At 28.7% G+C, this 24770-nt stretch carries 27 protein-coding genes and 1 pseudogene; 15 read left to right on the top strand and 13 right to left on the bottom strand.

The window, feature by feature from the left end; genetic code table 11:
- Positions 1–2: 2 nt before the first annotated feature.
- Both N5A56_RS07675 and N5A56_RS07670 read left to right on the top strand, forming a co-directional pair.
- A complete protein-coding gene (locus N5A56_RS07675) occupies positions 3–2429 on the top strand; it encodes a zinc-dependent metalloprotease (RefSeq protein WP_265724929.1) in 2427 nt (808 codons plus the stop codon).
- A gap of 17 nt (positions 2430–2446) precedes the next feature.
- Positions 2447–3464, top strand: a pseudogene (locus tag N5A56_RS07670) (threonine aldolase family protein).
- Here the strand turns inward: N5A56_RS07670 and N5A56_RS07665 are convergent.
- From N5A56_RS07665 to N5A56_RS07655, 3 genes are read right to left on the bottom strand one after another with little or no spacing between them, the layout of a single operon-like run.
- Positions 3461–3943, bottom strand: a complete 483-nt coding sequence (locus N5A56_RS07665; protein WP_265724928.1) for a hypothetical protein — start codon at positions 3941–3943, stop codon at positions 3461–3463. The pseudogene N5A56_RS07670 and the gene N5A56_RS07665 sit on opposite strands and share 4 nt — an antisense overlap.
- Positions 3944–3952: 9 nt before the next feature.
- Positions 3953–4594 carry a hypothetical protein gene (locus tag N5A56_RS07660; RefSeq protein WP_265724927.1) on the bottom strand — a complete coding sequence of 214 codons (642 nt, stop codon included), beginning with the start codon at positions 4592–4594 and terminating at the stop codon, positions 3953–3955.
- A gap of 2 nt (positions 4595–4596) precedes the next feature.
- A complete protein-coding gene (locus N5A56_RS07655; RefSeq protein ID WP_265724926.1) occupies positions 4597–5091 on the bottom strand; it encodes an RNA polymerase sigma factor in 495 nt (164 codons plus the stop codon).
- A 117-nt stretch (positions 5092–5208) separates the two neighbouring features.
- On the opposite strand from N5A56_RS07655, the gene N5A56_RS07650 reads away from it, so the two are divergent.
- From N5A56_RS07650 to N5A56_RS07610, 9 genes are all read left to right on the top strand, one after another.
- Positions 5209–6102 carry a MerR family transcriptional regulator gene (locus tag N5A56_RS07650; RefSeq protein WP_265724925.1) on the top strand — a complete coding sequence of 298 codons (894 nt, stop codon included), beginning with the start codon at positions 5209–5211 and terminating at the stop codon, positions 6100–6102.
- A 48-nt stretch (positions 6103–6150) separates the two neighbouring features.
- Positions 6151–7617 (top strand): phytoene desaturase family protein, encoded by a 1467-nt coding sequence (locus N5A56_RS07645; RefSeq protein WP_265724924.1) that lies wholly within the window; start codon positions 6151–6153, stop codon positions 7615–7617.
- 1 nt (position 7618) lies between these two features.
- On the top strand, positions 7619–8461 hold the full coding sequence (locus N5A56_RS07640; RefSeq protein ID WP_265724923.1) for a phytoene/squalene synthase family protein: 843 nt from the start codon (positions 7619–7621) through the stop codon (positions 8459–8461).
- Positions 8461–8910 (top strand): sterol desaturase family protein, encoded by a 450-nt coding sequence (locus N5A56_RS07635; RefSeq protein WP_265724922.1) that lies wholly within the window; start codon positions 8461–8463, stop codon positions 8908–8910. The genes N5A56_RS07640 and N5A56_RS07635 overlap by 1 nt, the downstream gene beginning before the upstream one ends.
- A complete protein-coding gene (locus N5A56_RS07630; protein WP_265724921.1) occupies positions 8910–9311 on the top strand; it encodes a lycopene cyclase domain-containing protein in 402 nt (133 codons plus the stop codon). The genes N5A56_RS07635 and N5A56_RS07630 overlap by 1 nt, the downstream gene beginning before the upstream one ends.
- Before the next feature lie 8 nt (positions 9312–9319).
- On the top strand, positions 9320–9583 hold the full coding sequence (locus N5A56_RS07625; protein ID WP_265724920.1) for a lycopene cyclase domain-containing protein: 264 nt from the start codon (positions 9320–9322) through the stop codon (positions 9581–9583).
- Positions 9584–9614: 31 nt separating this feature from the next.
- Positions 9615–10145 carry a CIA30 family protein gene (locus tag N5A56_RS07620; protein ID WP_265724919.1) on the top strand — a complete coding sequence of 177 codons (531 nt, stop codon included), beginning with the start codon at positions 9615–9617 and terminating at the stop codon, positions 10143–10145.
- Between the two features lie 369 nt (positions 10146–10514).
- A complete protein-coding gene (locus N5A56_RS07615; protein WP_265724918.1) occupies positions 10515–11306 on the top strand; it encodes a metallophosphoesterase family protein in 792 nt (263 codons plus the stop codon).
- Between the two features lie 6 nt (positions 11307–11312).
- The gene (locus N5A56_RS07610; RefSeq protein WP_265724917.1) at positions 11313–11909 is read left to right on the top strand and encodes a hypothetical protein; all 597 of its coding nucleotides are present in this window, start codon (positions 11313–11315) and stop codon (positions 11907–11909) included.
- A 184-nt stretch (positions 11910–12093) separates the two neighbouring features.
- On the opposite strand, the gene N5A56_RS07605 is transcribed toward N5A56_RS07610, so the two are convergent.
- The 10 genes from N5A56_RS07605 to N5A56_RS07560 all read right to left on the bottom strand — a co-directional run bounded on the left by N5A56_RS07605 (position 12094) and on the right by N5A56_RS07560 (position 21671).
- Positions 12094–12318 carry a hypothetical protein gene (locus N5A56_RS07605; RefSeq protein WP_274270308.1) on the bottom strand — a complete coding sequence of 75 codons (225 nt, stop codon included), beginning with the start codon at positions 12316–12318 and terminating at the stop codon, positions 12094–12096.
- A 146-nt stretch (positions 12319–12464) separates the two neighbouring features.
- A complete protein-coding gene (argH, locus tag N5A56_RS07600; RefSeq protein WP_265724915.1) occupies positions 12465–13742 on the bottom strand; it encodes an argininosuccinate lyase in 1278 nt (425 codons plus the stop codon).
- 99 nt (positions 13743–13841) lie between these two features.
- Positions 13842–14909 (bottom strand): M20 family metallo-hydrolase, encoded by a 1068-nt coding sequence (locus tag N5A56_RS07595; protein ID WP_265724914.1) that lies wholly within the window; start codon positions 14907–14909, stop codon positions 13842–13844.
- Between the two features lies 1 nt (position 14910).
- Positions 14911–15687 (bottom strand): acetylglutamate kinase, encoded by a 777-nt coding sequence (argB, locus tag N5A56_RS07590; protein WP_265724913.1) that lies wholly within the window; start codon positions 15685–15687, stop codon positions 14911–14913.
- A 72-nt stretch (positions 15688–15759) separates the two neighbouring features.
- Positions 15760–16698 (bottom strand): N-acetylornithine carbamoyltransferase, encoded by a 939-nt coding sequence (locus N5A56_RS07585; protein WP_265724912.1) that lies wholly within the window; start codon positions 16696–16698, stop codon positions 15760–15762.
- Between the two features lie 66 nt (positions 16699–16764).
- Positions 16765–17907: an aspartate aminotransferase family protein gene (locus tag N5A56_RS07580; RefSeq protein WP_265724911.1), complete on the bottom strand. Its 1143-nt coding sequence runs from the start codon at positions 17905–17907 to the stop codon at positions 16765–16767.
- Between the two features lie 97 nt (positions 17908–18004).
- Positions 18005–18805 (bottom strand): pyrroline-5-carboxylate reductase, encoded by an 801-nt coding sequence (proC, locus tag N5A56_RS07575; protein WP_265724910.1) that lies wholly within the window; start codon positions 18803–18805, stop codon positions 18005–18007.
- A gap of 87 nt (positions 18806–18892) precedes the next feature.
- Complete coding sequence (gene argC, locus N5A56_RS07570) at positions 18893–19870, bottom strand: N-acetyl-gamma-glutamyl-phosphate reductase (RefSeq protein ID WP_265724909.1); 978 nt, start codon at positions 19868–19870, stop codon at positions 18893–18895.
- A gap of 2 nt (positions 19871–19872) precedes the next feature.
- Positions 19873–21051 (bottom strand): argininosuccinate synthase, encoded by a 1179-nt coding sequence (locus N5A56_RS07565; protein ID WP_265724908.1) that lies wholly within the window; start codon positions 21049–21051, stop codon positions 19873–19875.
- Positions 21048–21671, bottom strand: a complete 624-nt coding sequence (locus N5A56_RS07560; RefSeq protein ID WP_274270307.1) for a GNAT family N-acetyltransferase — start codon at positions 21669–21671, stop codon at positions 21048–21050. Before N5A56_RS07560 ends, N5A56_RS07565 begins: the two co-directional genes overlap by 4 nt.
- Before the next feature lie 607 nt (positions 21672–22278).
- Between N5A56_RS07560 and N5A56_RS07555 the strand changes: the two genes are divergently transcribed.
- The 4 genes from N5A56_RS07555 to N5A56_RS07540 are packed head-to-tail and all read left to right on the top strand — an operon-like array spanning position 22279 to position 24767.
- Complete coding sequence (locus tag N5A56_RS07555; RefSeq protein WP_265724906.1) at positions 22279–22695, top strand: DUF2141 domain-containing protein; 417 nt, start codon at positions 22279–22281, stop codon at positions 22693–22695.
- Positions 22696–22733: 38 nt separating this feature from the next.
- Positions 22734–24095 carry a 2TM domain-containing protein gene (locus tag N5A56_RS07550; protein WP_265724905.1) on the top strand — a complete coding sequence of 454 codons (1362 nt, stop codon included), beginning with the start codon at positions 22734–22736 and terminating at the stop codon, positions 24093–24095.
- A gap of 10 nt (positions 24096–24105) precedes the next feature.
- Positions 24106–24432: a 2TM domain-containing protein gene (locus N5A56_RS07545; RefSeq protein WP_265724904.1), complete on the top strand. Its 327-nt coding sequence runs from the start codon at positions 24106–24108 to the stop codon at positions 24430–24432.
- 11 nt (positions 24433–24443) lie between these two features.
- On the top strand, positions 24444–24767 hold the full coding sequence (locus N5A56_RS07540) for a 2TM domain-containing protein (RefSeq protein WP_265724903.1): 324 nt from the start codon (positions 24444–24446) through the stop codon (positions 24765–24767).
- The last annotated feature ends 3 nt before the right edge of the window (positions 24768–24770 follow it).

Genomic DNA, 24770 nt, shown 5'->3' with positions numbered 1-24770 from the left:
TCATGAAAAAATTACTATTTATTTTGTTTTTTATTGCTTTTTCAAAAGCTGGTTTTTCTCAATTTTTTATTGAGAAATCAGGTAAAAAACTACAAAAAGGAATTTCAAAATATGAAGGTTATTTTACTTTTTATTATGATGATCATTCTGATAAAATATTTCTTCAAATAGATGATTTGGAAATCGATTTTCTTTACGTGCGTTCACTTTCGGAAGGTGTTGGTTCTAACGATATTGGTTTAGATAGAGGTCAATTAGGAGATGGAGTAGTAGTGTATTTTAAAAAAGCAGGGAATAAATTATTACTAGTTCAGCCAAATCAAAACTTTAGAGCAATTACCGATAATAAGGAAGAAAAACAATCTGTTAAAGAGGCCTTCGCAAAATCGGTTTTACATGGTTTTATTATCAAAGAAAAGAAAAATGGAAAGTTTTTAGTGGATGCAACCTCTTTTTTTATGAGAGATGCACATGGTGTTGCATCAACTTTAGCAAGAAACAAACAAGGGAGTTATAGTTTAGATAAGAGTAAATCTGCTTTTAATTTAGAAAGAACAAAAGCGTTTCCTAAAAATGTTGAATTTGATGTATTGCTAACTTTTAAAGGTTCTCCTAAAGGATATAATATAAGAAGTGTAACACCAAATGCGAGTTTGGTTAGTGTAAATCAGCATCATTCTTTTGTTGCTTTACCAGATAATAAGTACAAGCCAAGAAAATTTGATACGCGTTCTGGAGGTTACGCAATGTCTTATTTAGATTATGCAACACCCGTTAATCAATCAATAAAAAAGAGATTTATTTATAGACATCGATTGGAAAAGAAAAATCCGAATGCTAAAATTTCTGAAGCTAAAGATCCCATAATTTACTATTTGGATAGAGGAACACCAGAACCAGTTCGTTCTGCATTATTAGAAGGTGGACGTTGGTGGAATCAAGCCTTTGAAGCTGCAGGTTATAAAAATGCTTTTCAAATGAAAATGTTACCAGAAGGCGCAGATCCTTTAGATATTCGTTATAATATGGTACAATGGGTTCATCGTTCTACTCGTGGTTGGAGTTATGGTGGAAGTATTTCCGATCCAAGAACAGGCGAAATTATTAAAGGTCATGTAAGTTTAGGAAGTTTAAGAATTCGACAAGATTTTTTAATTGCACAAGCGTTACAAGCTCCTTATAAAAATAATAAAGTTGATGATGATTTTGCCTTGCAGATGGCAATTGCAAGAATTAGACAATTATCTGCACACGAAATTGGGCATACTTTAGGTTTTGCTCATAATTTTGCTGCAAGTACAAATGGTAGAGCTTCTGTAATGGATTATCCGCATCCAAAGTTTACGATGAAAAATGATAAAATCGATTTTTCTAACGCATACGATTCTAAAATAGGAGCTTGGGACAAAGTTGTAGTAAATTATTTTTACCAAGATTTTGCTGATAATAAAAACGAAGAAAACGAATTAAAATTGATTTTAGAAAATGCCGGCAAAAATGGCTTAAAGTATTTGTCTGATCAAGATGCAAGATCTCAAGGAAGTGCGAGTTCTACGGCACATTTATGGGATAATGGAGGAAATATATATGATGAGTTGTACACCGTTTTAAAAATTAGAAAATCGGCAATAAATAATTTTTCTACGGATAATATAAAAGCAAATCAGCCTTATTCTGTTTTAGAAGATGTGTTTGTGCCTTTGTATTTTTTTCATCGTTTTCAAACTGAAGCAACAGTAAAATTAATTGGAGGTTTAGATTATTCTTATGCTGTTAAAGGAGATAACCAAACAATTGTAAAACGTGTTTCTGGTACAACTGAAAGAATTGCTTTACAAGCAGTTTTAAAAACAATTGCGGTAGATGAAATTGCAATCCCTAAAGAGAAATTAGCATTATTTCCGCCTAGAGCTATGGGTTATGGTAGAAGTAGAGAGTCTTTTAATAGTGATTTAGGTGTAGAGTTTGATGCTTTTGGTGCTGTAGAAACTGCTGCTGAAATGACCTTAAATTTATTGTTAAATTCGCAAAGAGCATCAAGATTAATAGCTCATAAGAGTTTAGAAAAAAGACAATTAGGTTTAGATGAGTTAATAGATGAGTTAATTTCTAAAACGATTAAAAAAGTGCATAAAGATTCCTATTTTCAAGAATTACAAAATGTAATAAATACTAAAGTTTTAGAGCAGTTATTTGTTTTAGCAGCTAACAAAAATCAATACAAACAGGTAAATGCAATTGTGTTTTTTAAATTAGGAGAAATAAAAACTTTATTAAAAAATAAAAATGATGATGGAGTTCAAAAAATATACAATATTACATTGATTAAAATGATTGACGATTTTATTAAAAATCCGACTTTATTTAAGAAAACGTATGCGCCTAAAATACCTGACGGCTCGCCAATTGGGAGTGATTATAAACATTAAAAAAAATAATTTATTAAATGATAATTGATTTAATTTCTGATACAGTAACCAAACCAACAAAAGGAATGTTGGATGCTATGATGAGTGCTAAAGTTGGTGACGACGTTTTTAAAATGGATCCTACTGTAAATGCATTAGAGCAAAAAGCTGCAAAAATGTTTGGTATGGAAGATGCTCTATTTTTTCCATCAGGTACAATGGCAAACCAAACTGCCATAAAATTACATACACAACCAGGAGATTTAATTATTGCAGATAAATATGCTCATATTTATAATTATGAGAGTGGTGGAGTAGCATTTAATTCTGGGGTTACTTGTAAGTTAATAGATGGTAATAGAGGTATGTTTACCGCAAAACAAATTGAAGAATTTGCAGCTGTAAAACCACAGATTTATTTACCCTTTACCAAGATGATTTGTGTAGAAAACACTACAAATAAAGGAGGTGGAGCTTGTTGGGATTTTTCTGAATTAGAAAAAATTAAACAAGTGGCAAAAAAATAATTTGGCATATCATTTAGATGGAGCAAGATTGTTTAATGCAATGGTAGCAAAAAACGAAACTCCAAAACAATATGGCGAACTTTTTGATACCATTTCTATATGCTTATCTAAAGGTTTAGGAGCGCCAATAGGTTCTCTTTTATTGGGTTCTAAAAAAGATATCGCTTACGCATTAAGGCTTAGAAAAATGTTAGGCGGTGGTATGAGGCAAGTTGGTTTTTTAGCTGCTGCTGGTATTTATGCTATAGATAATAATGTAGAAAGGTTGGCAGAAGATCATAAAAAAGCCAAAGAAATTGCAGCTGTTTTAGAAACCTGTAATTACATTACTAAAATAGAGCCTGTAGAAACTAATATTCTTATTTTTTATGTGGATGATAAAATTGGAGCTGATAATTTTATAGAGAAAATGGCAACAAAAAACATTCTTTTAACTCCAATGGGAGAAGGAAAAATAAGAATTGTTACACATTTAGATTATACAGATGAAATGCACGAAATTTTATTAAACGAGTTAAAAAATTTTTAAAAGTAAAAACGAACAATTGGTGAAAACGGAGAAGCATAAACGCTTTTGTTATCGTCATACAAAACATCATACCTAAAACCAAAAGCGAACCTACCTTTATTATAAGCAGCTCCTAAGTATAAAGCAGGAAAACTTGTATTTGTGTTAATGGAGTTTGCTGTTTGTTTTGCAAATGATTGTTCAAATTCTCCAGAAAGTTGAATTCCTACTTTGGGTACTTGATATAAAGAAATTAAACTTCCAGCATAAACATTTGTTGTAGAAGCGCCAATTTCACTATAAATATAGGTTAAACCTGTACCTAAAGAAAACCCATTTTGAAAATCATAAACTGCACTAGGAGAAATACCAATTGTTGTTTGATTTCCAAAACTCATAGTAAAACCACCACCATAACGCACGTTCTCCCAAAAATTAGATTGCTGAGAAAAACTAGTTATAGTAAAACTTAAACTTAAAAGTAAGATGAATTTTTTCATAAAAATTGATTATAATTCTTCTAATTTAATTAATTCTTTATGGTTTTTGTTTAATTTTTTTAATAAATATCCATAAATTAATTTATAAAAGAGCCACAAAAGAACCATAAATATTAAAACTGCAATTATTTGGCTAATAATAGTAACAGTTATTAGTTGGTTAATATCTACCGATAAATTATCTGGATTCATAATTTTCATCAACTTATCAGAATCACTCATTAATACACTGTTGAGTATAAAACTTGATAAAAAGACAATAGCTAAATTATAGTAAACATAGTATTTTACTGTATTTCTAATTTTTAAAATTTTATGAATTAGTTTTTTAGTGTTATCTACTGCAGATATTTTTTTATAATTTAAATAAAAGAAATACAAGAAAACAATAATTACAAGATAATGTAATATCATAAAGAAGTTAACTTGATTTTCTAAATTTAAATCTTCATATACTTTATAAAAGCTATCTGGTATTAACATATTAATAGTTAACCAAAAAGCAAGTTCTAAAAGACCAACAATAAAAATCCATTTTACAATAGATGAAGATTTAGAATGCGCCAATTTGTAGATTTCAACCTTAGAAAATTTTTTTGATTCTTCTGGTTGACTTTCCCAAGTCTTTTTATATTTATCTAATAAATCCATAATTATGGGTTTAAAATATTTTTTAATTTTTCTTTTGCTCTATTCATTTTTACCCTAGCATTAACACTAGTTATACCAAGGGTTTCAGAAATTTCTTTATATGGTTTATCTTCTAAATACAAGAAAATTAAAGCTTTATCAATGTCATTTAACTTATGTATTGCTTTATATAATGCTTTTAACTGCAACTCTTCTGTATTATCGTAAGTTGTAGCTTTAATTTTGTAAGCAAAATCACTAAAATCTTGCGTTTTTACAGTTCTTGTAGATTTTCTATACAAAGAAATAGCTGTGTTTAGGGCAACTCTATACATCCAAGTACTAAACTTTGAATCACCTCTAAATCTGGAATAATTTTTCCAAAGCTGAATGGTGATTTCTTGAAACAAATCGTTATGAGCATCTTGGTTTGTAGTATAAATTCTACAAATTTTATGAGCTATATTTTGATTTTGTTCAAAGTCCGATAAAAATTTAGTCTCTAAATCTTTCTGCACTTGTAAATTAGTTAGTTAACTATAAGTAGTGTAAAAGTATAAAATGTTACAAATTATTTTAAGAAATATTTATGTTTAAAAAAATCACTAAATTTGTTGAACACAAAATAGAATAAATTGAACAATATTAAGCAGGATTTTACAATTAAAGACCTTGAAAATATTTCTGGTATTAAAGCGCATACTATAAGGATATGGGAAAAGCGTTACAATTTATTGCAACCAAAAAGAACGGAAACAAATATTCGATTTTATAGTTCAGAAAATTTACAAAAGCTTTTAAATATTGTTTTATTAAACAATAATAATTATAAAATTTCTAAAATTGCTGCACTTTCTGATGAAGATATAATAATAAAATCTAGAGAGTTAGCATTAAGTTCTGCTGTAAATGATGAAGCAATAAATGCATTAAAAGTATCTATGTTTCAGTTTGATAAGATTCTTTTTAATAATGCTTACAATATATTGTTGCAGAAAAAAGCATTTAGAGATATTTTTAAGGACGTTTTTATTCCTTTTTTAGATCATGTAGGTTTACTTTGGCAAACAGAAACATTATTACCTGCTCATGAGCATTTTATATCAAATTTAATTTCTCAAAAAATTCAATTAAACACAGAGAATTTACAATATAATATTACCAACACTAGTAAAACATTTGTTTTGTTTTTGCCAGAAAACGAAATTCATGAATTAGGTCTTTTATATTTAAATTACGAATTAGTCTTAAGGGGGTTTCATACAATTTATCTCGGTCAGAGTTTACCTCTTAATAATTTAAATTATTTTTTAGAATTAGATAGAGAAATTTGTTTTATTACATCTTTAACAGTTAAACCTTACGATGATAAAATTGAAGCTTATTTTAATGATATTAACGAAGTAATGCATAATACTAATAATCAATTTATTGCAGCTGGTAGAAAAGTAGAAAAAGTTAAGCATCTTAAGTTTAATGCTAATATTCAGCTATACAATTCAATTACAGATTTGTTAAATGTAATATAATTTTTATTTTGTTTAATAAATACGTATCTTTGTTGAACAAAATAAAATATGAGTAAAAACATTTATATAATCGGTTCTGGTTTTTCTTCTTTATCTGCATCATGTTATTTAGCTAAAGCAGGTTATCATGTTACTGTTTTAGAGAAGAATGATACTTTAGGTGGTAGAGCAAGACAATTTAAAAAAGATGGTTTCACTTTTGATATTGGTCCTTCTTGGTATTGGATGCCAGATGTTTTTGAGCGTTTTTTTAATGATTTTGGTAAAAAATCTTCAGATTTCTACATTTTAGATAAATTAAATCCAGGATATGAAGTTTATTTTGGAAAAGATTCTTCAGTAAAAATTTCAAGTAAATTAGAGGAGATATATCAACTTTTTGAAAATGAAGAAAAAGGAAGTAGTAAACATTTAAAAGCGTTTTTAAATTCTGCAAAATCTAATTATGATACTGCTATAAAAGATTTAGTTTACAGACCCGGTATTTCTCCATTAGAATTGGTTACTACAAAAACAGTAGCAAGAGTTTCTCAGTTTTTTTCTACAATAAGTAAGCAAGTTAGAAAAAATATAAAAAGTCAGAAATTAATTAAAATATTAGAATTCCCTGTTTTGTTTTTAGGCGCTAAACCAAGTGATACTCCTGCTTTTTATAATTTTATGAATTATGCAGATTTTGGTTTAGGCACTTGGCATCCAAGAGGAGGAATGTATAATGTTGTTAAAGGTATGGTTTCATTAGCCGAAAGCTTAGATGTTGTTTTTAAAACAAATGCTAATGTAGATAAAATTGAAACAGATGCTTCAAATGCTATTATTGGCTTAACTGTTAATGGTGAAAAAATTAAAACATCGCTAGTTTTAAGTGGAGCAGATTATCATCATACAGAAACGTTGCTCGATAAAAATGTAAAACAATATTCTGAAAAATATTGGAGTAAAAAAACTTTTGCGCCATCTTCACTTTTGTTTTACATCGGTTTTGATAAGAAAATTAAAAATGTAAGTCATCATACTTTATTTTTTGATACAGATTTTAACTTACATGCAGAAGAAATTTACGATCATCCTAAATGGCCAACAGATCCTTTGTTTTATGCGAATTTTACATCTATAACAGATAAAACATCTGCTCCAGATGGTAAAGAAGCAGGTTTTTTCTTAATTCCGTTAGCACCAGGAATAGAAGATACAGAAGCATTAAGAGAAAAGTATTTTCATAAAATATTAGATAGATTTGAGAAACTAACAAACCAAGAGGTTAAAAAACACGTATTATTTAGTAAGTCGTTTTGTGTTAAAGACTTTAAAAAAGAATACAACTCTTATAAAGGAAATGCATACGGAATGGCAAACACACTTTTGCAAACCGCATTTTTAAGACCAAATCTTAAAAGTAGTAAAGTAAAAAATTTGTATTTTACAGGACAATTAACTGTTCCAGGACCTGGAGTTCCGCCAGCATTAATTTCAGGGAAAATAGTATCAGAATTAATCATTAAAAATCAAAAATAGTATGAAAGAATTATTTGATAGCGTTTCTAATGATTGTAGTAAGTTAGTTACAAAGAAGTATAGTACTTCATTTTCTTTGGCTGTAAAAATGTTATCACCAAAGATTAGAACGGATATTTATAATATTTATGGTTTTGTTCGTTTTGCTGATGAAATTGTAGACACTTTTCATGAGTATGATAAGGAGTTGTTGATGGAACATTTTGAAAGAGATTATTATCTGGCAAAAGAACAAGGAATTAGTTTAAACCCTATTTTAAATTCTTTTCAGCAAACAGTAAATAGGTATAAAATTCCCGATGAAATGGTACAAGCTTTCTTAAAAAGTATGAAAGCAGATTTATTTAAAACAGAATATCAAACAAAAGAAGAATACGACGCATATATATACGGTTCTGCAGATGTAGTTGGTTTAATGTGTTTAAAAGTTTTTGTAGATGGAGATGATAAAAGATTTGAAGAGTTAAAGGATGCTGCAATGCGTTTAGGTTCTGCTTTTCAGAAAGTGAATTTTTTACGTGATTTAAAAGATGATTATGAAGTTTTAAATAGATCTTATTTTCCTAATATAGATTTAGGAAAGCTAGATGCAGCTTCAAAACATTTAATTATCAAAGAAATAGAGGACGATTTTGAATTTGCTTACAAAAAAGGGATTCTTAAATTGCCAGTAGAAGCAAAATTTGGTGTGTATATGGCTTTTAGGTATTATAAAAGATTACTTAAGAAATTGAGTAATGTTCCTTCAGAAAAAATTATGGATACTAGAATACGAATTTCTGATCCTATGAAAATAAACCTATTAGCAAGAAGTTATGTAAAGTATAAATTAAATATTATTTAATGGTTTTTGTTTTGATTACTTTAGGTGTTTTTTTATTGATGGAGTGTGTTACTTGGTTAACGCACAAATTTGTTATGCATGGTTTTGGATGGTATTTACACGAAGATCATCACCAACCAAAATACCAAGGAGTTTTTGAAAAAAATGATGCTTTTTTTGTTGTTTTTGCCATACCAAGTATTGCTTTATTTTATTTTGGTACTTATACGGAACATACATTCTTATTTTATATTGGTTTAGGTATTTTATTTTATGGTTTAGCATATTTTATGGTGCATGATGTTTTAATTCATCAACGTTTTAAATGGTTTAAACGTACAAATAATAGATATTTAAAAGGATTAAGAAAAGCACATAAAATTCATCATAAGCATTTAGGAAAGGAAGAAGGAGAGTGTTTTGGTATGTTGTTTGTTCCTTTAAAGTATTTTAAAAAACCAAAATTATAGTGTTTTTATACCTACTTTTAAATATTGGTTCCTTAAGTATTCCTTTGCTATATTCTTTCGAGAAAAAAATGCGTTTTATAAAGCATTTGAAAGCTGTTTTGTTATCATTAACAATAGTTTCTGTAGTTTTTTTAATTTGGGATGCTATTTTTACTGCCAATGGAGTTTGGGGTTTTAATACGGATTATCATCTAAACATATTGCTTTTTGGAATGCCTATTGAAGAATGGATGTTCTTTTTCTGCATCCCGTATGCGAGTATATTTATTCATTATTCATTAGCTTATTTTAAACCTAACTTATTAATATCAGAAAAAAATACAAAGTTAATTACGGGAATTCTTATATTAATTTTATTTCCTGTGATTTTTTTAATTATGATAAAGCATATACTTTTATAAATTATAGTTTGCTTGTTTTTGTTTTATGGATAGGTTTACTCTTTGGAGTAAAATACTTGCAAAGATTTTATATTTCTTTCTTGATTATTTTAGTGCCTTTTTTTATAGTAAATGGTGTTCTTACAGGCACAGGTTTGGTAGAACCTGTAGTTTGGTATAACAATGCAGAAAACCTTGGCATTCGTTTATTAACAATACCTATTGAAGATGTAGGTTATGCGTTTACGTTAATTTTTAGTAATGTTTTATTGATAGAACAATTTAAGAAATAGTTTACAATGTAATTTGTTAAAATAGAATGATATGAAGTACTTATTTATTACAATAATTTTATTTTCTATGATAATTTCTAAAACAATATTTGATTTTAATAAAACTACAAACATCCAAAATTGGGTAATTGTAAATGATGTTGTAATGGGAGGAAAGTCTACAAGTACATTTAAATTGAATGCTGATGGCAATGGTGTATTTGCAGGAGAAATTTCTTTAGATAATAATGGTGGTTTTTCTTCTGTACGCTATAGATTGCTGAAAATAAATACAAAAGCGTATTCAAAAATTGTTATTAAGCTAAAAGGTGATGGCAAGAAATATCAATTTAGAATTAAATCTAATTCTAGTGATTATTATCCTTATATAGCAACTTTTTCAACTTCAGAAGAATGGCAAGAAATAGAAATTCCACTAAAAGACATGTATCCTTCGTTTAGAGGAAGGAGAATTAATCAACCTAATTTTTCTGGAGATTACATTGAGGAAATTAGATTTCTGATTGGAAACAAAAAAAATGAAAAATTTAAACTCGTTTTGGATAAAATAGTTCTAAAATAAGTTTGATTTTTTTAGGTATATCGCTTATATCTGTTTCTTAAAATGCTAGATAATTTTCATTACAACCAATATAATGTATGTTTTATTATTAAAGGTTCTCAATCTTCATAATTTAAAAATCTAGAGTTATTATTTTGCTACAAATAATTACAATATCAATAGCTAAAATTGTAATATTTGTATGTTCATTTTTAGTTTAATTGTGGTTTTGATTTTAAATTATCAATTCCATAAAACTAGAAATTTTATCTTCAACTTTTTTGTCTATTAATATAATATAACAATAGATGTTATTTTTGTAAGGTTTAATATTTTTGTCGTCTATTAATTACATATTGAAATTAATTTATAAAATAGAGATAAAAATAAATGAAATTTATAAGAAACTTACTGCTTATTACAATAGTATTTACACTAACTACATGCGATAATTTTTTTGAATATAGCGTATATGTTGCAAGTGTAAAATCTTCTCAGAAAAATAATACTGCAAAAAATTTAGCATTACTTGAGGATATTAAAATAGATTCACAAGATTTTAAATTTGCATTTATTACAGATGTGCATTATTCTTATGACAACCTTGGTAAAGTAGTTGATGATATTAATAAAAGAGACGATGTTTTGTTCGTAGTTTTTGGTGGTGATATTGCAGATCAGGCATTATTAAAAGAGTATGAGATTTTTTACGATATAATGACCAAACTTAAAAAACCATATTTTACAGTTATTGGCAATCACGATTATAATTTAAATGGTAGTTTTATTTACAAACAAATGTTTGGTGATTATAATTACTCTTTTGTATTTAACAATAACAAATTTGTACTGTTTGACGATATTATATGGGAAAGTGAAAAAGATCCAGATTTTGATTGGTTAGCAACAACTTTAAGTGATCATGCAAACTACAATCAGGTATTCGCTTTTGCACATATTCCTACTGTTGTAAGTGATGATTTAACTCCAGAAATGAAACAGACGTATAGATCTTTAATGGCTAATAATAACGTTTCACTTTCAGTTCATGGTCATACTCATAGTTATTTTTATGAAGAGGGAGAGGTAGATTACTTAATTGTGCCTGCGCTAAAAGATCCAACATATAGTATTATTCATATTCAAGATAAAAATTTTAATTCCGAACTTATAGAATTATAGAAAATAATGAAAAATAAAAACATTTTTATATTCGTATTGTTCGTATTATTTTTTTCAAAATCATATGCACAAGAAAGTACTTTAGCTAAAGAAAAAGCTTGGTATGTTCCCGATTATGTAAAAGTTCAATTTGCAGGAAACATTGGTTTTGTATCTTTAGGAGCTGGTTATCAGTTATTCAATAAGGTGTTAAATACAGAATTATTATATGGTTATGTGCCAGAGTCAGAATCAAAAGCAAATAGAATACATTTAATCACAATTAAAAATACTTTTCCAATTTATAGAAAAGAAATTGGAGAAAATTTAGTGATAACTCCCATTGCAGGTTTTACAACAAGTATAGATATTGGAACAAATTCGTTTACAACACTACCAAGTATATACCCTAAGGGATATTATGTGCCAAATGCATTTCATTTTACATTATTTGCGGGTGCTTTAGTTCATAAAGAATTTAAGAAAACAAAAATTTTTAGCGGAATAGATTTTTATGCAGAAGTAGGTACTGTAGAATCTTATTTATGGTATGCAATTACTTCTAAAGAAGTAACTTTAAATGATTCGTTTAGCTCAAGTATTGGTGTTAACTTTTATTTTTAAATGATATAAGGAAATTCTTAAAATTTTAAAAGCCTTGTTTACTAATTATAAACTAGGCTTTATTTTTTATTTCAAAATAACAATTAGAAAATTTTTAAAGTTTTTTATAAAGAGTTTTTAGTTCTTTTCCAAGGTTTAGCGTTTTTTGCTCTTGGACCAATTATATCCTCTTTTTTTCTTGTTTTCAAAATAAAATTATTATCAGATTTTTTTTATTCCATTGTTTTTGGTTTTTAAACTTTCCGCCAAACAATGAATTCTTTTTGTAATTATTAACTAATACTAAAGTTGAAGTTTTTTTATTTTTCCAAACTTTATTATTCTTAACTCTAGGGCCAGTAGTATTTTTTGAAGTTTGAGCATTAGCACTTGAGCCAATTAAAATTATAAATAATATTATTAGTTTCATAATGTTTAATCTAAATACTCTAATTCTTTTACTTTTCAAAGATAAAAAACAAAAAAGATAGAATTGATAAAATTTCACAAAAAAACTGTTAATAACATATTTTAAGCTTATAAAAATAATGATTTAATAAATTTAAGTTTTAATTATTACTTTTTCGGATATTTCTCACGAATTTTATTCAAACTCAAATTATGAATACTACCAACATGAGAGTGTTGTTTCCCTAAATCTGGTTTGTAAGTTCCTGCTTGAACTTGTCCGCCAATTTGTTGATAGGCTTCTCTAAAACTCATTCCTTCAACTACTAAATTATTGATGCTATCTACTGTAAATAAATATTGATATTTTTTATCATTCAAATCAATATCTTTTACAATTACTTGCTGAATTGAATAATTAAAGATGTCTAAAATATCTTTTACATCTTCAAAAGCAGCTATAATGTTTTCTTTTAACAATTGAAAATCTCTGTGATAACCCGTTGGTAAATTATTGGTAATTAGCACCATTTCTGTATGTAATGCTTGTATTTTATTACATTTTCCGCGAATTAATTCAAAAACATCAGGGTTTTTCTTGTGTGGCATAATACTACTTCCTGTAGTTAATTCATCTGGAAAAGAAATAAAATTAAAATTCTGACTCATATACAAACAAACATCCATTGCAAAACGAGACATGGTATTACACAATCCGCCTAAAGCTGAGGCGATTGAACGTTCACTTTTTCCTCTACTTAATTGTGCAGCAACCACATTGTATTTTAATGTTGCAAAATTTAATTCTTTGGTGGTTAATTCTCTATCAATTGGAAAAGAAGAACCATAACCAGCAGCAGAACCTAAAGGATTTTGGTCTACAACTCTAGAAACAGCATTCAACATATATACGTCATCAATTAATAATTCTGCGTATGCAGAAAACCATAATCCAAAAGAAGATGGCATTGCAACTTGTAAATGCGTGTAACCAGGTAATAAACTTTCTTTATGTGTTTCAGCAAGATTAAGTAAAGTTTCAAAAAGAACTTTTGTTTTTGAATTAATCAACTTTAAGTTGTCTTTGTAATACAATTGTAAAGCCACTAAAACTTGATCGTTTCTAGAACGAGCAGTGTGAATTTTCTTTCCAACTTCACCTAATTTATTTGTTAACTCCCATTCAATTTTAGAATGTACATCCTCAAAAGAAGCTTCAATTACAAAAGTTCCGTTCTCAATGTCAAAAGCTAATTCTTGCAAACCTCTTTTTAAATCTTTTAATTCATCATCAGTAATAATACCAATAGATTCTAGCATTATTGCGTGCGCTAAAGAAGCTTGAACATCATATTTTGCAATGTGAATATCAATTTCTCTATCATTACCAACTGTAAAGTTTTCTATTTGTTTGTCTATTGAAAATCCTTTATCCCACAACTTCATAATTTCTGTTTTTTGATGTCATTGCGAGGTATGAAGCAATCTCGTAATTCATGAAGAGATAACTTCGTCATACTTCCTCGTTATGACGATTATTTAATTTTATACAATTACACGATTTAACAATTCAACGTATATTTTAATTCCTTCTTCAATTTCAGCTAAATAAATAAATTCATTTGCAGAATGTGAACGTGTACTGTCTCCAGGACCTAATTTTAAAGATTGACAAGTTAACACAGATTGATCTGATAAGGTTGGAGAACCGTATGTTTCTCTTCCCATTTCAATTCCTGCTTTTACTAAATCGTGATTGGTTGAAATAGAAGACGAATTTAATCGTAAACTTCTAGGTGTTATTTTGGTGCAAGGTGATTTTTCTTGTAACAAGTCTGCAATTTCTTGATTAGAATATGCATCATTTACTCGAACATCCACAACCAAATCTACATGTGCTGGAACAACATTATGCTGTTTACCAGCGTTAATTTGAGTTACTGTCATTTTTACATCACCTAAAGCTTCTGAAGTTTTCTCAAACTTAAAATCTTTAAACCATTGTAAAACTTCAATAGTATTATAGATTGAATTGTTGTTATTTGGATGTGCAGCATGACTTGGAGTTCCTTCTACAACTGCATCAAAAACTACCAAACCTTTTTCTGCAACTGCTAAGTTCATTAAAGTAGGTTCTCCAACAATGGCAACATCTATGTGTGGAATTATAGAAAGCATACTGTTTAATCCGTCTGGACCACTACTTTCTTCTTCTGCAGAAGCCACAATTACTAAATTATACTTTAGGTTTTCTTGCGCATAAAAGTTGGTGAAAGTTGCAATTAAAGAAACCAAACAACCACCAGCATCATTTGAACCTAAACCATACAATTTACCGTCTTCAACAATCGCTTTTAAAGGATCGTTTGTATAAGCAGAATTTGGTTTAACAGTATCGTGGTGAGAGTTTAATAATAATGTTGGTTTACTTTTATCAAAATGTTTGTTGGTTGCCCAAACGTTATTTTTAGTTCTTTTAAACGGAATTTCGTTCTCTAGAAACCAAGCTTCAATAAGTTTGGCTGTATTTTCTTCTTCGGAAGAAAATGATTGTGTTTCAATCAAATTCTTTAAAAGTGAAATTGCGTTTTCTGTTAATTTTTCGATATTCATTTTATAATGTAATAGTTGTAAAATTGTCGTTTTCTTTAGTTAACATGGCGGTATTTCCAATGTGTACTTTTGATACTCCATTATTTAAAGCATCAAAGCAATTATCTATTTTCGGAATCATTCCGTCAGTAATAATTTCAGTAGTTAATAATTCTTTGTAGGTGTCAGCATTTATAGTTTTTATAACCGAATTTTTATCATTAAAATCCTTTAAAACACCATTCAATTCAAAACAATAGTATATTGAAGTGTCGTAGATTTTACTCATTCCAACACCAATTGTACTTGCAATAGTATCGGCGTTTGTGTTTAATAATTGTCCGTTTCCATCATGCGTAATTGCACAAAAAACAGGTGTGAAATCGGCTTTAATTAGTTTTTCTATTGAATTAGATGCAACTTTTTTAACATCACCAACAAAACCAAAATCGACTTCTTTTACAGGTCTTTTTTCTGATTGAATACTATTAATATCTGCTCCTGTTAAACCAATTGCATCAATGTTTAAAGCTTGTAATTTAGCAACTACATTTTTGTTGACTAAACCTCCATAAACCATGGTAATAACCTCTAAAGTTTCTGCATCAGTAATACGTCTACCATTTACCATTTTAGATTCAATACCTAATTTAGACGAAATATGAGTAGCACGTTTTCCACCTCCATGAACGAGAATTTTATTTCCTTCTAGGTTAGAAAATAATTTTAAGAAAGCATTTAAAGAAGTTTCATCTTCGATAATATTTCCGCCAATTTTTATGATTGATAGTTTCTCCATAAGTGCTGAACTTGTTTCAGTATCTTTTTGTTTATTGTTAGATTCTGAATCAAGTTCAGAATTACGAAAACTTTACAAGTCTTCTAATATTTTTTTCAAAACCAATTGCGCTGCAAAAGTTCTGTTATTTGCTTGTTCAATTACCAAAGAAGCATCAGAATCTAAAACAGCATCTTCTACCACCACATTTCTTCTAACTGGTAAACAATGCATAAACTTTGCTTCACCAATTTTTTCTTTTGTAATTAACCAATCGGAATCAGTTTTTAAAACTTGTCCATACTCATCATAAGAACTCCAGTTTTTGGTGTACACAAAATCGGCATCTTTAAAAGCTTCCTTTTGATTGTGATAAATTTTTGTATCTTTTGTAATTTCTTTACTTAAATTATAACCTTCCGGATTTGCAATAACAAACTCAACATCCATTTTTTGCATTGCTTGTGTAAAACTATTTGCAACTGCATGCGGTAAAGCTTTAATATGTGGCGCCCAACTTAAAACTACTTTTGGTCTCTTTTTTGTGGCATTTTCTGCAATTGTAAGTGCATCTGTAAAACCTTGCAAAGGGTGTTCTGTTGCACTTTCCATACTTACAATTGGTACAGAGGCATATTTTACAAAAGATTTAATTACATGTTCAGATTCGTCTTTCTCTTTGTCTGTTAAACCAGGGAAAGCTCTTACAGCAATAACATCACAATATTGAGAAACCACTGCTGCAGCTTCTTTAATATGTTCTGCTGTAGTTCCGTTCATTACAGTTCCATCTTCAAATTCAATTCCCCAAGCATCACCAGAAACATTCATCACAATCGGATTCATTCCTAAATTTAAAGCAGCTTTTTGAGTACTTAAACGCGTGCGTAAGCTTGAATTAAAAAATAATAATCCCAAGGTTTTATATTGTCCTAAATCAATATTTTTTAAAGGAGTTGCTTTTAGTTTTTTGGCTTCTTCAATCCAAGAATTGATATCGTCAATATCATTAATTGAGGTGTAATGTTTCATAATTTTATTTTTACACAGGGTTAAAACTCTATGCTGTTGTACATGTGTATTATTTACTGAAAACTGCTACTGAAAACTGCCTACTGCTAACTCTTTTTCTAAAGCATCAAAAAAGGTATCAACATGTTCTTTTTTGAGGGTTAAAGGCGGAAGAATTCTTAATAAATTAGGATTTTTTGCACTTCCTGTAAATATTTTTTGATTGAAAATCAATTTTTTACGAAGCTCTGCAATAGGAAAATCAAATTCCAATCCTAACATTAAACCACGTCCTTTTATGTTTTTTATCTCTGAAATTTCTTTCGCTTTTTCAATAAAATAAGCAGAAATTTTTGTTGCATTTTGCATTAATTTTTCTTCCTCAATAACTTCTAAAACGGTTGAAGAAGCTACACAAGCTAAATGATTTCCGCCAAAAGTGGTTCCTAATAAACCAAAAGAAGCTTTAATATCTGGATGAATTAAAATTCCGCCAACTGGGAAACCATTTCCCATTCCTTTGGCAATAGAGATAATATCTGGAGTAACATTGTATTTTTGAAAGGCAAAGAAATCGCCAGTTCTTCCAAAACCAGACTGCACTTCATCGGCAATAAAACACGTATTGTACTTTTTACAAAGCGTGTTTATTGCTTCGTAAAATTCTGCGGTACTTTCATCTAAACCACCAACACCTTGTATAAACTCTATAATTACAGCGCAAACATCGTTTTTAGCTAAAGATTTTTCAAGAGCAACTAAATCTCCTAATTCTAAAATTTCTACCTCTTGTTGTGCGTTAATTGGCGCAACAATTTTAGCATTATCTGTTGCAGCAACAGCAGCAGAAGTTCTACCATGAAAACCGTTTTTAAAAGCAATCACCTTTTTCTTTCCGTTATGAAAAGAAGCTAGTTTTAACCCATTTTCATTGGCTTCTGCACCAGAATTACATAAAAATAATTGATATTCTTTACAGCCAGATAATTTGCCAAGTTTAGTTGCTAAATCAACCTGTAGCGGATTCTGAATAGAATTACTATAAAAACCTAATTTACTAACTTGCTCACTAATGTGTTTTACATATTTAGGATGTGAATGCCCAATAGAAATTACAGCATGTCCGCCATATAAATCTAAATATTTGGTATTATTTTCATCAAAAACATACACATCTTCTGCTTTTACAGGAGTGATATCGAAAAGTGGATATACATTAAATAAACTCATATTTGTTCTTTTTTTGTTTGTCATTCAGAGGGAAGAATAACCGAAGAATCTACAATTTTAAGAATCTCCGCTATGCTCTAAATGACAGATTTCAACTTTAAATCTGTTCTTTTTTGATGTTATTAATTTTATGAAATGAAGCAACCATTCCTTGAATTAAAGAAGAACTCAATCCTTTGTGTTCCATTTCATTTAAACCTTCAATTGTACAACCTTGTGGCGTAGTAACTCTATCAATTTCTTCTTCTGGGTGATTTCCGTTTGTTATCAACAAATTAGCAGCTCCTTCACTTGTAAACATTGCTAATTCTTGTGCTTCTTTGGCGTCAAAACCTAACTGAATTGCCGCTTGCGTAGTTGCTCTAATTAAGCGCATCCAAAAGGCAATTCCACTAGCACAAACCACCGTTGCAGCTTGCATTTGACTCTCAGGAATACTCAAAGAATGTCCTAAACGATTAAAAATAGCTTCCGCAATCTTAATGCGTTTTTCACCTTGTTCATTACTACACAAACACGTCATCGATTTACCCACAGCAATTGCTGTATTTGGCATCGCTCTAATAATAAATTTGTCTTTACCAACTATTCCTTCAATTTTAGGAATTAAAAACCCTGTAATTGTAGAAATTAAAACATGTTTTTCGGTTAAAAAAGGCTTAACATCATTTAAAATTCCTTCAAAATGAGCAGGTTGAATAGCAAAAATAATAATGTCAGATTGTTTAACAGCCTCAATATTATCTGTAGTTAAATGCACATTTTTATAACCATCAAACTCTTTTATTCCCTCCAAATCTCTTTTGGTTAAGTATAAACTAGTAATTGCGTTGTTGGTAATCAAACCCTTTGCAATAGATTTTCCTAAATTTCCTGTTCCTATAATTGCTATTTTCATAATAACTATTTTTATGTCATTACGAAGGAAGAATGACTGAAGTAATCTCTTTAAACAGATTGCTTCGTTCCTCGTAATGACTATGCATTAAAAGTAATTTGCCTTTAAATTTAAACCTAACGTTTCTTCAAAACCGTACATCAAATTCATATTCTGAATTGCGGCACCAGAAGCTCCTTTTAAAAGGTTGTCAATTGTACTTGTTATTAATAATTTATTTCCGTGTTTTTCTAGTTGAACCAAACATTTGTTGGTGTTTACAACTTGCTTTAAAAAGATACTTTCATCAGAAACAAATGTAAAAGCAGCATCTTTATAATAATCTTTATATATTTTTTTGGCATCTTCAAGAGAACCTTCAAATTTTGTGTACGTAGTTGCAAAAATTCCTCTAGAAAAATCACCACGATTTGGCATAAAATTAATTTCGGAATTAAAATCGTTTTGTAATTGATTTACAGTCTGATTAATTTCCCCTAAATGCTGGTGGTTGAATGCTTTATAATGAGAAAAATTATTATCTCTCCACGTAAAATGAGTAGTTGCAGAAAGTGAAGTTCCTGCTCCAGTTGCACCAGTTACTGCATTAATATGAACATTATCTTTTAACAAACCATTTGCTGCTAAAGGTAAAATTGCCAATTGCAAAGCAGTTGCAAAACAACCAGGATTTGCAATATATTTTGCCGTTTTAATGGCTTCTTTATCTAATTCTGGTAAACCATACACAAAGTCCTTTCCTTCAAAATTCTTGTCAGTTAGTAATCTAAAATCGTTACTTAAATCAATGATTTTTGTATGGTCAGAAAAGCTATTTTTTTGTAAAAAAGCAGTTGAATTTCCATGTCCTAAACACAAGAATAAAACATCTACATCTGCATTTATTTCATTTGTAAAACTAATTTCCGTAGAACCCACCAAATCTTGATGTACTTTATACAATTTGTTGCCAGCATTAGAAGTACTAAATACAAAATTGATATTTGTTTCCGGGTGATTTAATAACAACCTGATTAATTCACCAGCTGTATAACCTGCGCCTCCTATAATTCCTACTTGTAACATAGTTATGAGTTATTTACTTGTCTATAAATTTTATTCTGATTTCCTAAAATCTTGATAAACCCTTTTGCATCATCTGCGGTCCAAGCTTTATTTTCTTCACCATATGTACTAAAAGCACTCGACATTAAATCGTGGTCAGAAATAATTCCGTCTAAAGAAAAATGATACGGTTTTAAAGAAACCACAACATTCCCAGAAACCATTTTTTGAGAACTTTGTAAAAACGCTTCGGTATCTCTCATTACAGGATCTAAATATTGTCCTTCGTGCAAATGCATTCCGTAAAAACTAGACAAGTATTCTTTGTGTTGTAATTGCCATTTAGTTAAGGTGTGTTTCTCTAATAAATGATGCGCTTTTACAGTAATTAAAGCAGCTGCAGCTTCAAAACCAACTCTACCTTTTGTACCTACAATTGTATCACCTACATGAATATCTCTACCAATTGCAAATTTTGAAGCAATATTATTTAGGTTTTCAATATTTACTTCTGGTTTATTTTCTTGTCCGTTTAAAGCAACAAATTCGCCATTTTTAAATGTCAATGTTACTTTTTCTTCACCTTCTTTTTCTAATTGAGAAGGATACGCTTCGTTAGGTAAAGGCTTTTCAGACTTTAAAGTTTCAACTCCACCAACACTTGTTCCCCAAAGCCCTTTGTTTACAGAATACTTCGATTTTTCCCAATTCATGTCAATTCCTTCAGACTTTAAGTAATCTATTTCCTCTTGTCTTGCTAGTTTTTGATCTCTAATTGGAGTAATAATTTTAATATTAGGTGCCAATGTTTGAAAAATCATATCAAATCGCACTTGGTCGTTTCCTGCGCCAGTACTTCCGTGTGCAATATATTCTGCATCTATACTTTTAGCGTATTCTATAATTTCTATGGCTTGTATAATTCTTTCTGCACTAACCGAAAGCGGATATGTACTGTTTTTTAATACGTTACCAAAAATTAAATATTTTACAACTTTGTTATAAAAAGTAGCAACCGCATCAATATTTTTATAAGTTGTAACGCCCATTTTATAAGCGTTGCTTTCTATATGTTTAATCTCCTTAGTTGTAAAACCGCCTGTATTTACACTAACTGCATGCACATCATATTCTTTTGATAAACTTACTGCACAAAAAGAAGTGTCTAAACCACCACTATAAGCTATTACTAATTTTTTCATTTTTTATCTTTTTTTAGGAACATAGATTGTTTGATGTTTTTTAATCTTGTCCACACTTTTTTATCATGTTTGTTGGTTTCAGTTTTCCCTTTTTCTTTTTTAGCAGGATCGTATAACATTCCTGTACACAAACACATTTTTTGTTCTGTCCTTGTTAAAACATCATAATTTTTACAGGTTTGGCAACCATTCCAAAAAGATTGATCGTCGGTTAACTCAGAAAAAGTTACAGGTTTGTAACCAAGGTCGCTATTCATTTTCATTACAGCCAAACCCGTTGTAATACTAAACACTTTTGCATCTGGAAACTTGGTTCTAGAATGATTAAAAATAACTTGTTTAATCTTTTTTGCTAAACCGATATTTCTAAAATCTGGATGCACAATTAAACCAGAATTGGCAACAAATTTTCCATGTCCCCATTTTTCTATATAGCAAAATCCAGCAAATTTGTCGTTATCTAAAGCAATTACAGCATTACCGTTTTCCATTTTAGTGGCAACATATTCTGGTTTTCTTTTAGCAATACCAGTTCCTCTTACTTTAGAAGCTTCTTCTATGGTTTTACAGATAATTTCTGCGTAAACTGTATGTGATTTATTTGCAATAACAATTTCCATTGTATTGAGTTTTATGTTTTGTAAAGTTGTTTTTTTATTTTTTTAATTTAGAACCGGACTCACCAAAATTCCATAAATATCTTTAACGCCTATGGGCGAAAAGTAATATTGCGAAGTAGATTGTTATTTATAAGAATAACGGAGTATAGATTGTAAGTTTTGTAAGAAATTTTCACGATAAAAAAATAAATGGTTAATTACTATAATAGATAAGTTAGTTGCTAAAAAGAATATTAGCGACGGCGGTTGCGTAAACGCAAACTGGGAACTATTGTAGTACATAATTTATTTATTCTTGAAGTAATCATATGGCTAAAGTATATCTTTTTTAAAACTAATTATCATAAGTTTATCACTTTTTTATAAGTTTTATGAATTTTAAACATATTTATGCTTTGAGTTAAATAATTATTAAAATATGGAGTTAAAAATAAAATTATGATAATATGAGTAATCATGAATTTTGAAGTTTCTATATTAAATAGTTTTGGTAAAAGGTGAAATTTACATTTCATCCTAAAAAAAATACAGTTCGGTATTCTTTAATTTAAAAAACTGTACTTGTGTTGCATCTTTGTAGTGTAATTAACCATTAAATATAAAAATCATGAAATTAGTAGTAGCAATTTTAATATCGACAGCCTTTTTTATTTCAAGTAAAATAAATGCCCAAGAAAAAATATCGATTACAGCGTCTGTAGATAACGTATCGTCCAGTAAAGGAATCGTAGGTTTCTCTTTGTATAATAAGAAAACTTTTATGGCAATACCATTACAATCAAAACATAGTAAAATTATAGACGGTAAAAGTAAAGTAGTTTTCGAAAATGTAGCTGCGGGAGAATATGCAATCATATGTCTTCATGATATGAACGAAAATGGTAAAATGGATTTTTCTCCACAAGGAAGACCAGAAGAAGATTATGGAGCGTCTAACAATACATTGGGTTTTGGATTTCCACAGTATGATGATGCAAAATTTGCAGTTACCGATAAAAATCTTAAAATAAACATTAGATTTTAGTAGATTAGACAACTTAAAATTTTAAGCCAAATAAAAAGATGGATAACCAAGAAGTTTTTACAATTAGAAGTTTAAAAAAAGGAGCCTTATTAAGCTTAAAATTAACAATCTTATTTGGCGTAATATTTAGTGTTATTTTTAAACAAACAACTTTATACGGTATTGCTGTCTCTTTTGGAATCTCAGGATTGTATTGTTTTGGATTGGCTTTTGGTAATGGTATTATTAATAATTATTTATCAGAAAAATGGGATTGGATTACCCAAACAAATCAAAGAGTTTGGGCAGGAATTATAGGAACTCTAATATATACTGTTCCTATGGTTTTAGCAATAGATTATGTAGTTTTTGTAATTATAAATAATAACAGCGGAGAGAATTTTTTTAAAGGAGATTTTTTATGGGTTCATCTGTTTTATATTGTTCTTTCTTTAGGTATTTCTACTTTTTTACATGCAAGAGGGTTTATGACAAACTGGAAAGCTTCTGTAACAAAAGAATCTACAAAACAAGAAATAGTAGCAAAAACAGAAACAGCAAAGTTTGAATCTTTAAAAAGTCAAATAGATCCACATTTTTTATTTAATAGTTTAAATGTATTAACGAGTTTAATTGGCGAAAACCCTTTACAAGCAGAAAAATTTACAACCAAATTATCTAAAGTGTATAGATATGTTTTAGAACAAAGAAACAAAGATTTAACAACACTTACAGAAGAATTAAAATTTGCAAGAACATATATGGAGTTGTTAGGAATGCGTTTTGAAGATGCTGTAAAATTTAATATACCAAACACTGTTAGCAATAAAGAGCTTAAAATTGTACCACTTTCTTTACAATTGCTTTTAGAAAATGCAGTGAAACATAATGTTGTTTCTTCTAAAAAACCATTAGAAATAATTATTTATGAAAAAGAGGGTTTTTTGCATATAGAAAACAATATTAATCCTAAAGAAACAATAGGTAAAAGTACTAAAGTAGGATTAAGAAATATTGTAGAAAGATACAGTTTAATTACAAATAGAAGAGTAATAGTAGATAATAATAACAAAACATTTAAGGTGAGTTTACCTCTCTTAACTAAAACAAATAATATGACATTTAATTCAAATGATTTAGAAAATAGCAAATATGTAAGAGCTGTAGAACGAGTAGAAAAACTAAAAGAGTTTTATCAAAATTTAGCATCTTATTGTATTGTAATACCTTTTTTAATATTTATCAATTTAAGATTTTCTCCAGGGTTTCATTGGTTTTGGTTTCCAATTTTTGGGTGGGGAATTGGTTTAATATTTCATTTTTTAGAAGTTAATAACTATAACATTTTCTTAGGTAAAAATTGGGAAGATCGTAAGATTAAGGAGATGATGAATGATGATAAAAATAACAAATACAATTAAAAAAAATAAGATGGAAAGAGAATATAATGAAGAGCACAAGTATTTACTAGCTAAAAAAAGGGTAGAGAAGATTAAAGGATTTTACATTCACTTAGCAGTTTATGTTATCGTAAATATTTTTATCTCTGCTATTATAATTTTTGGATTAACAAATGATAGCGATAATGAATATTCTTTTGCGGGTGCAATTACTCATTTTGGTACTTATGTAACCTGGTTTTTCTGGGGAATAGGAATTGCTTTTCACTGGTTAGGTGTTTTTGGAACTAATTTATTTTTTGGTAAAGATTGGGAGAAAAAGAAAATTGAAAAGTATATGAATGATAATCAATTTTAAATTTATTTGTAATGAAATTAAATGATCAAAATATAGCTTTTAAAGAAGCAGAAAAAAGAGTAAAAAGGATTAAGAATTTTTACAATCATTTACAAATATTTGTAATAATGATGCTAGTTCTTTTACTTTTTTCAAAGAGTATAATAGGTTTCTTTGAAAACCACGTAGATAACATTAATTCTTTAGCATGGATAAAAGCAAATATTTGGATAAACGCATTGCTATGGTTTATTGGATTAGTTATTCATGGTTTTGTAGCTTTTAGATATAAAATAGGTTTTATAGATAAATGGGAAAAAAGTAAGTTAGAAGAGTTAATGAATAAAAAGCATTAAAAT

The sequence above is a fragment of the Polaribacter ponticola genome, assembly GCF_026191475.2.
Lineage (GTDB): Bacteria > Bacteroidota > Bacteroidia > Flavobacteriales > Flavobacteriaceae > Polaribacter > Polaribacter ponticola.
Note: the sequence above shows the minus strand (reverse complement) of the source record. Positions and strands in the feature narration are given on the sequence as shown.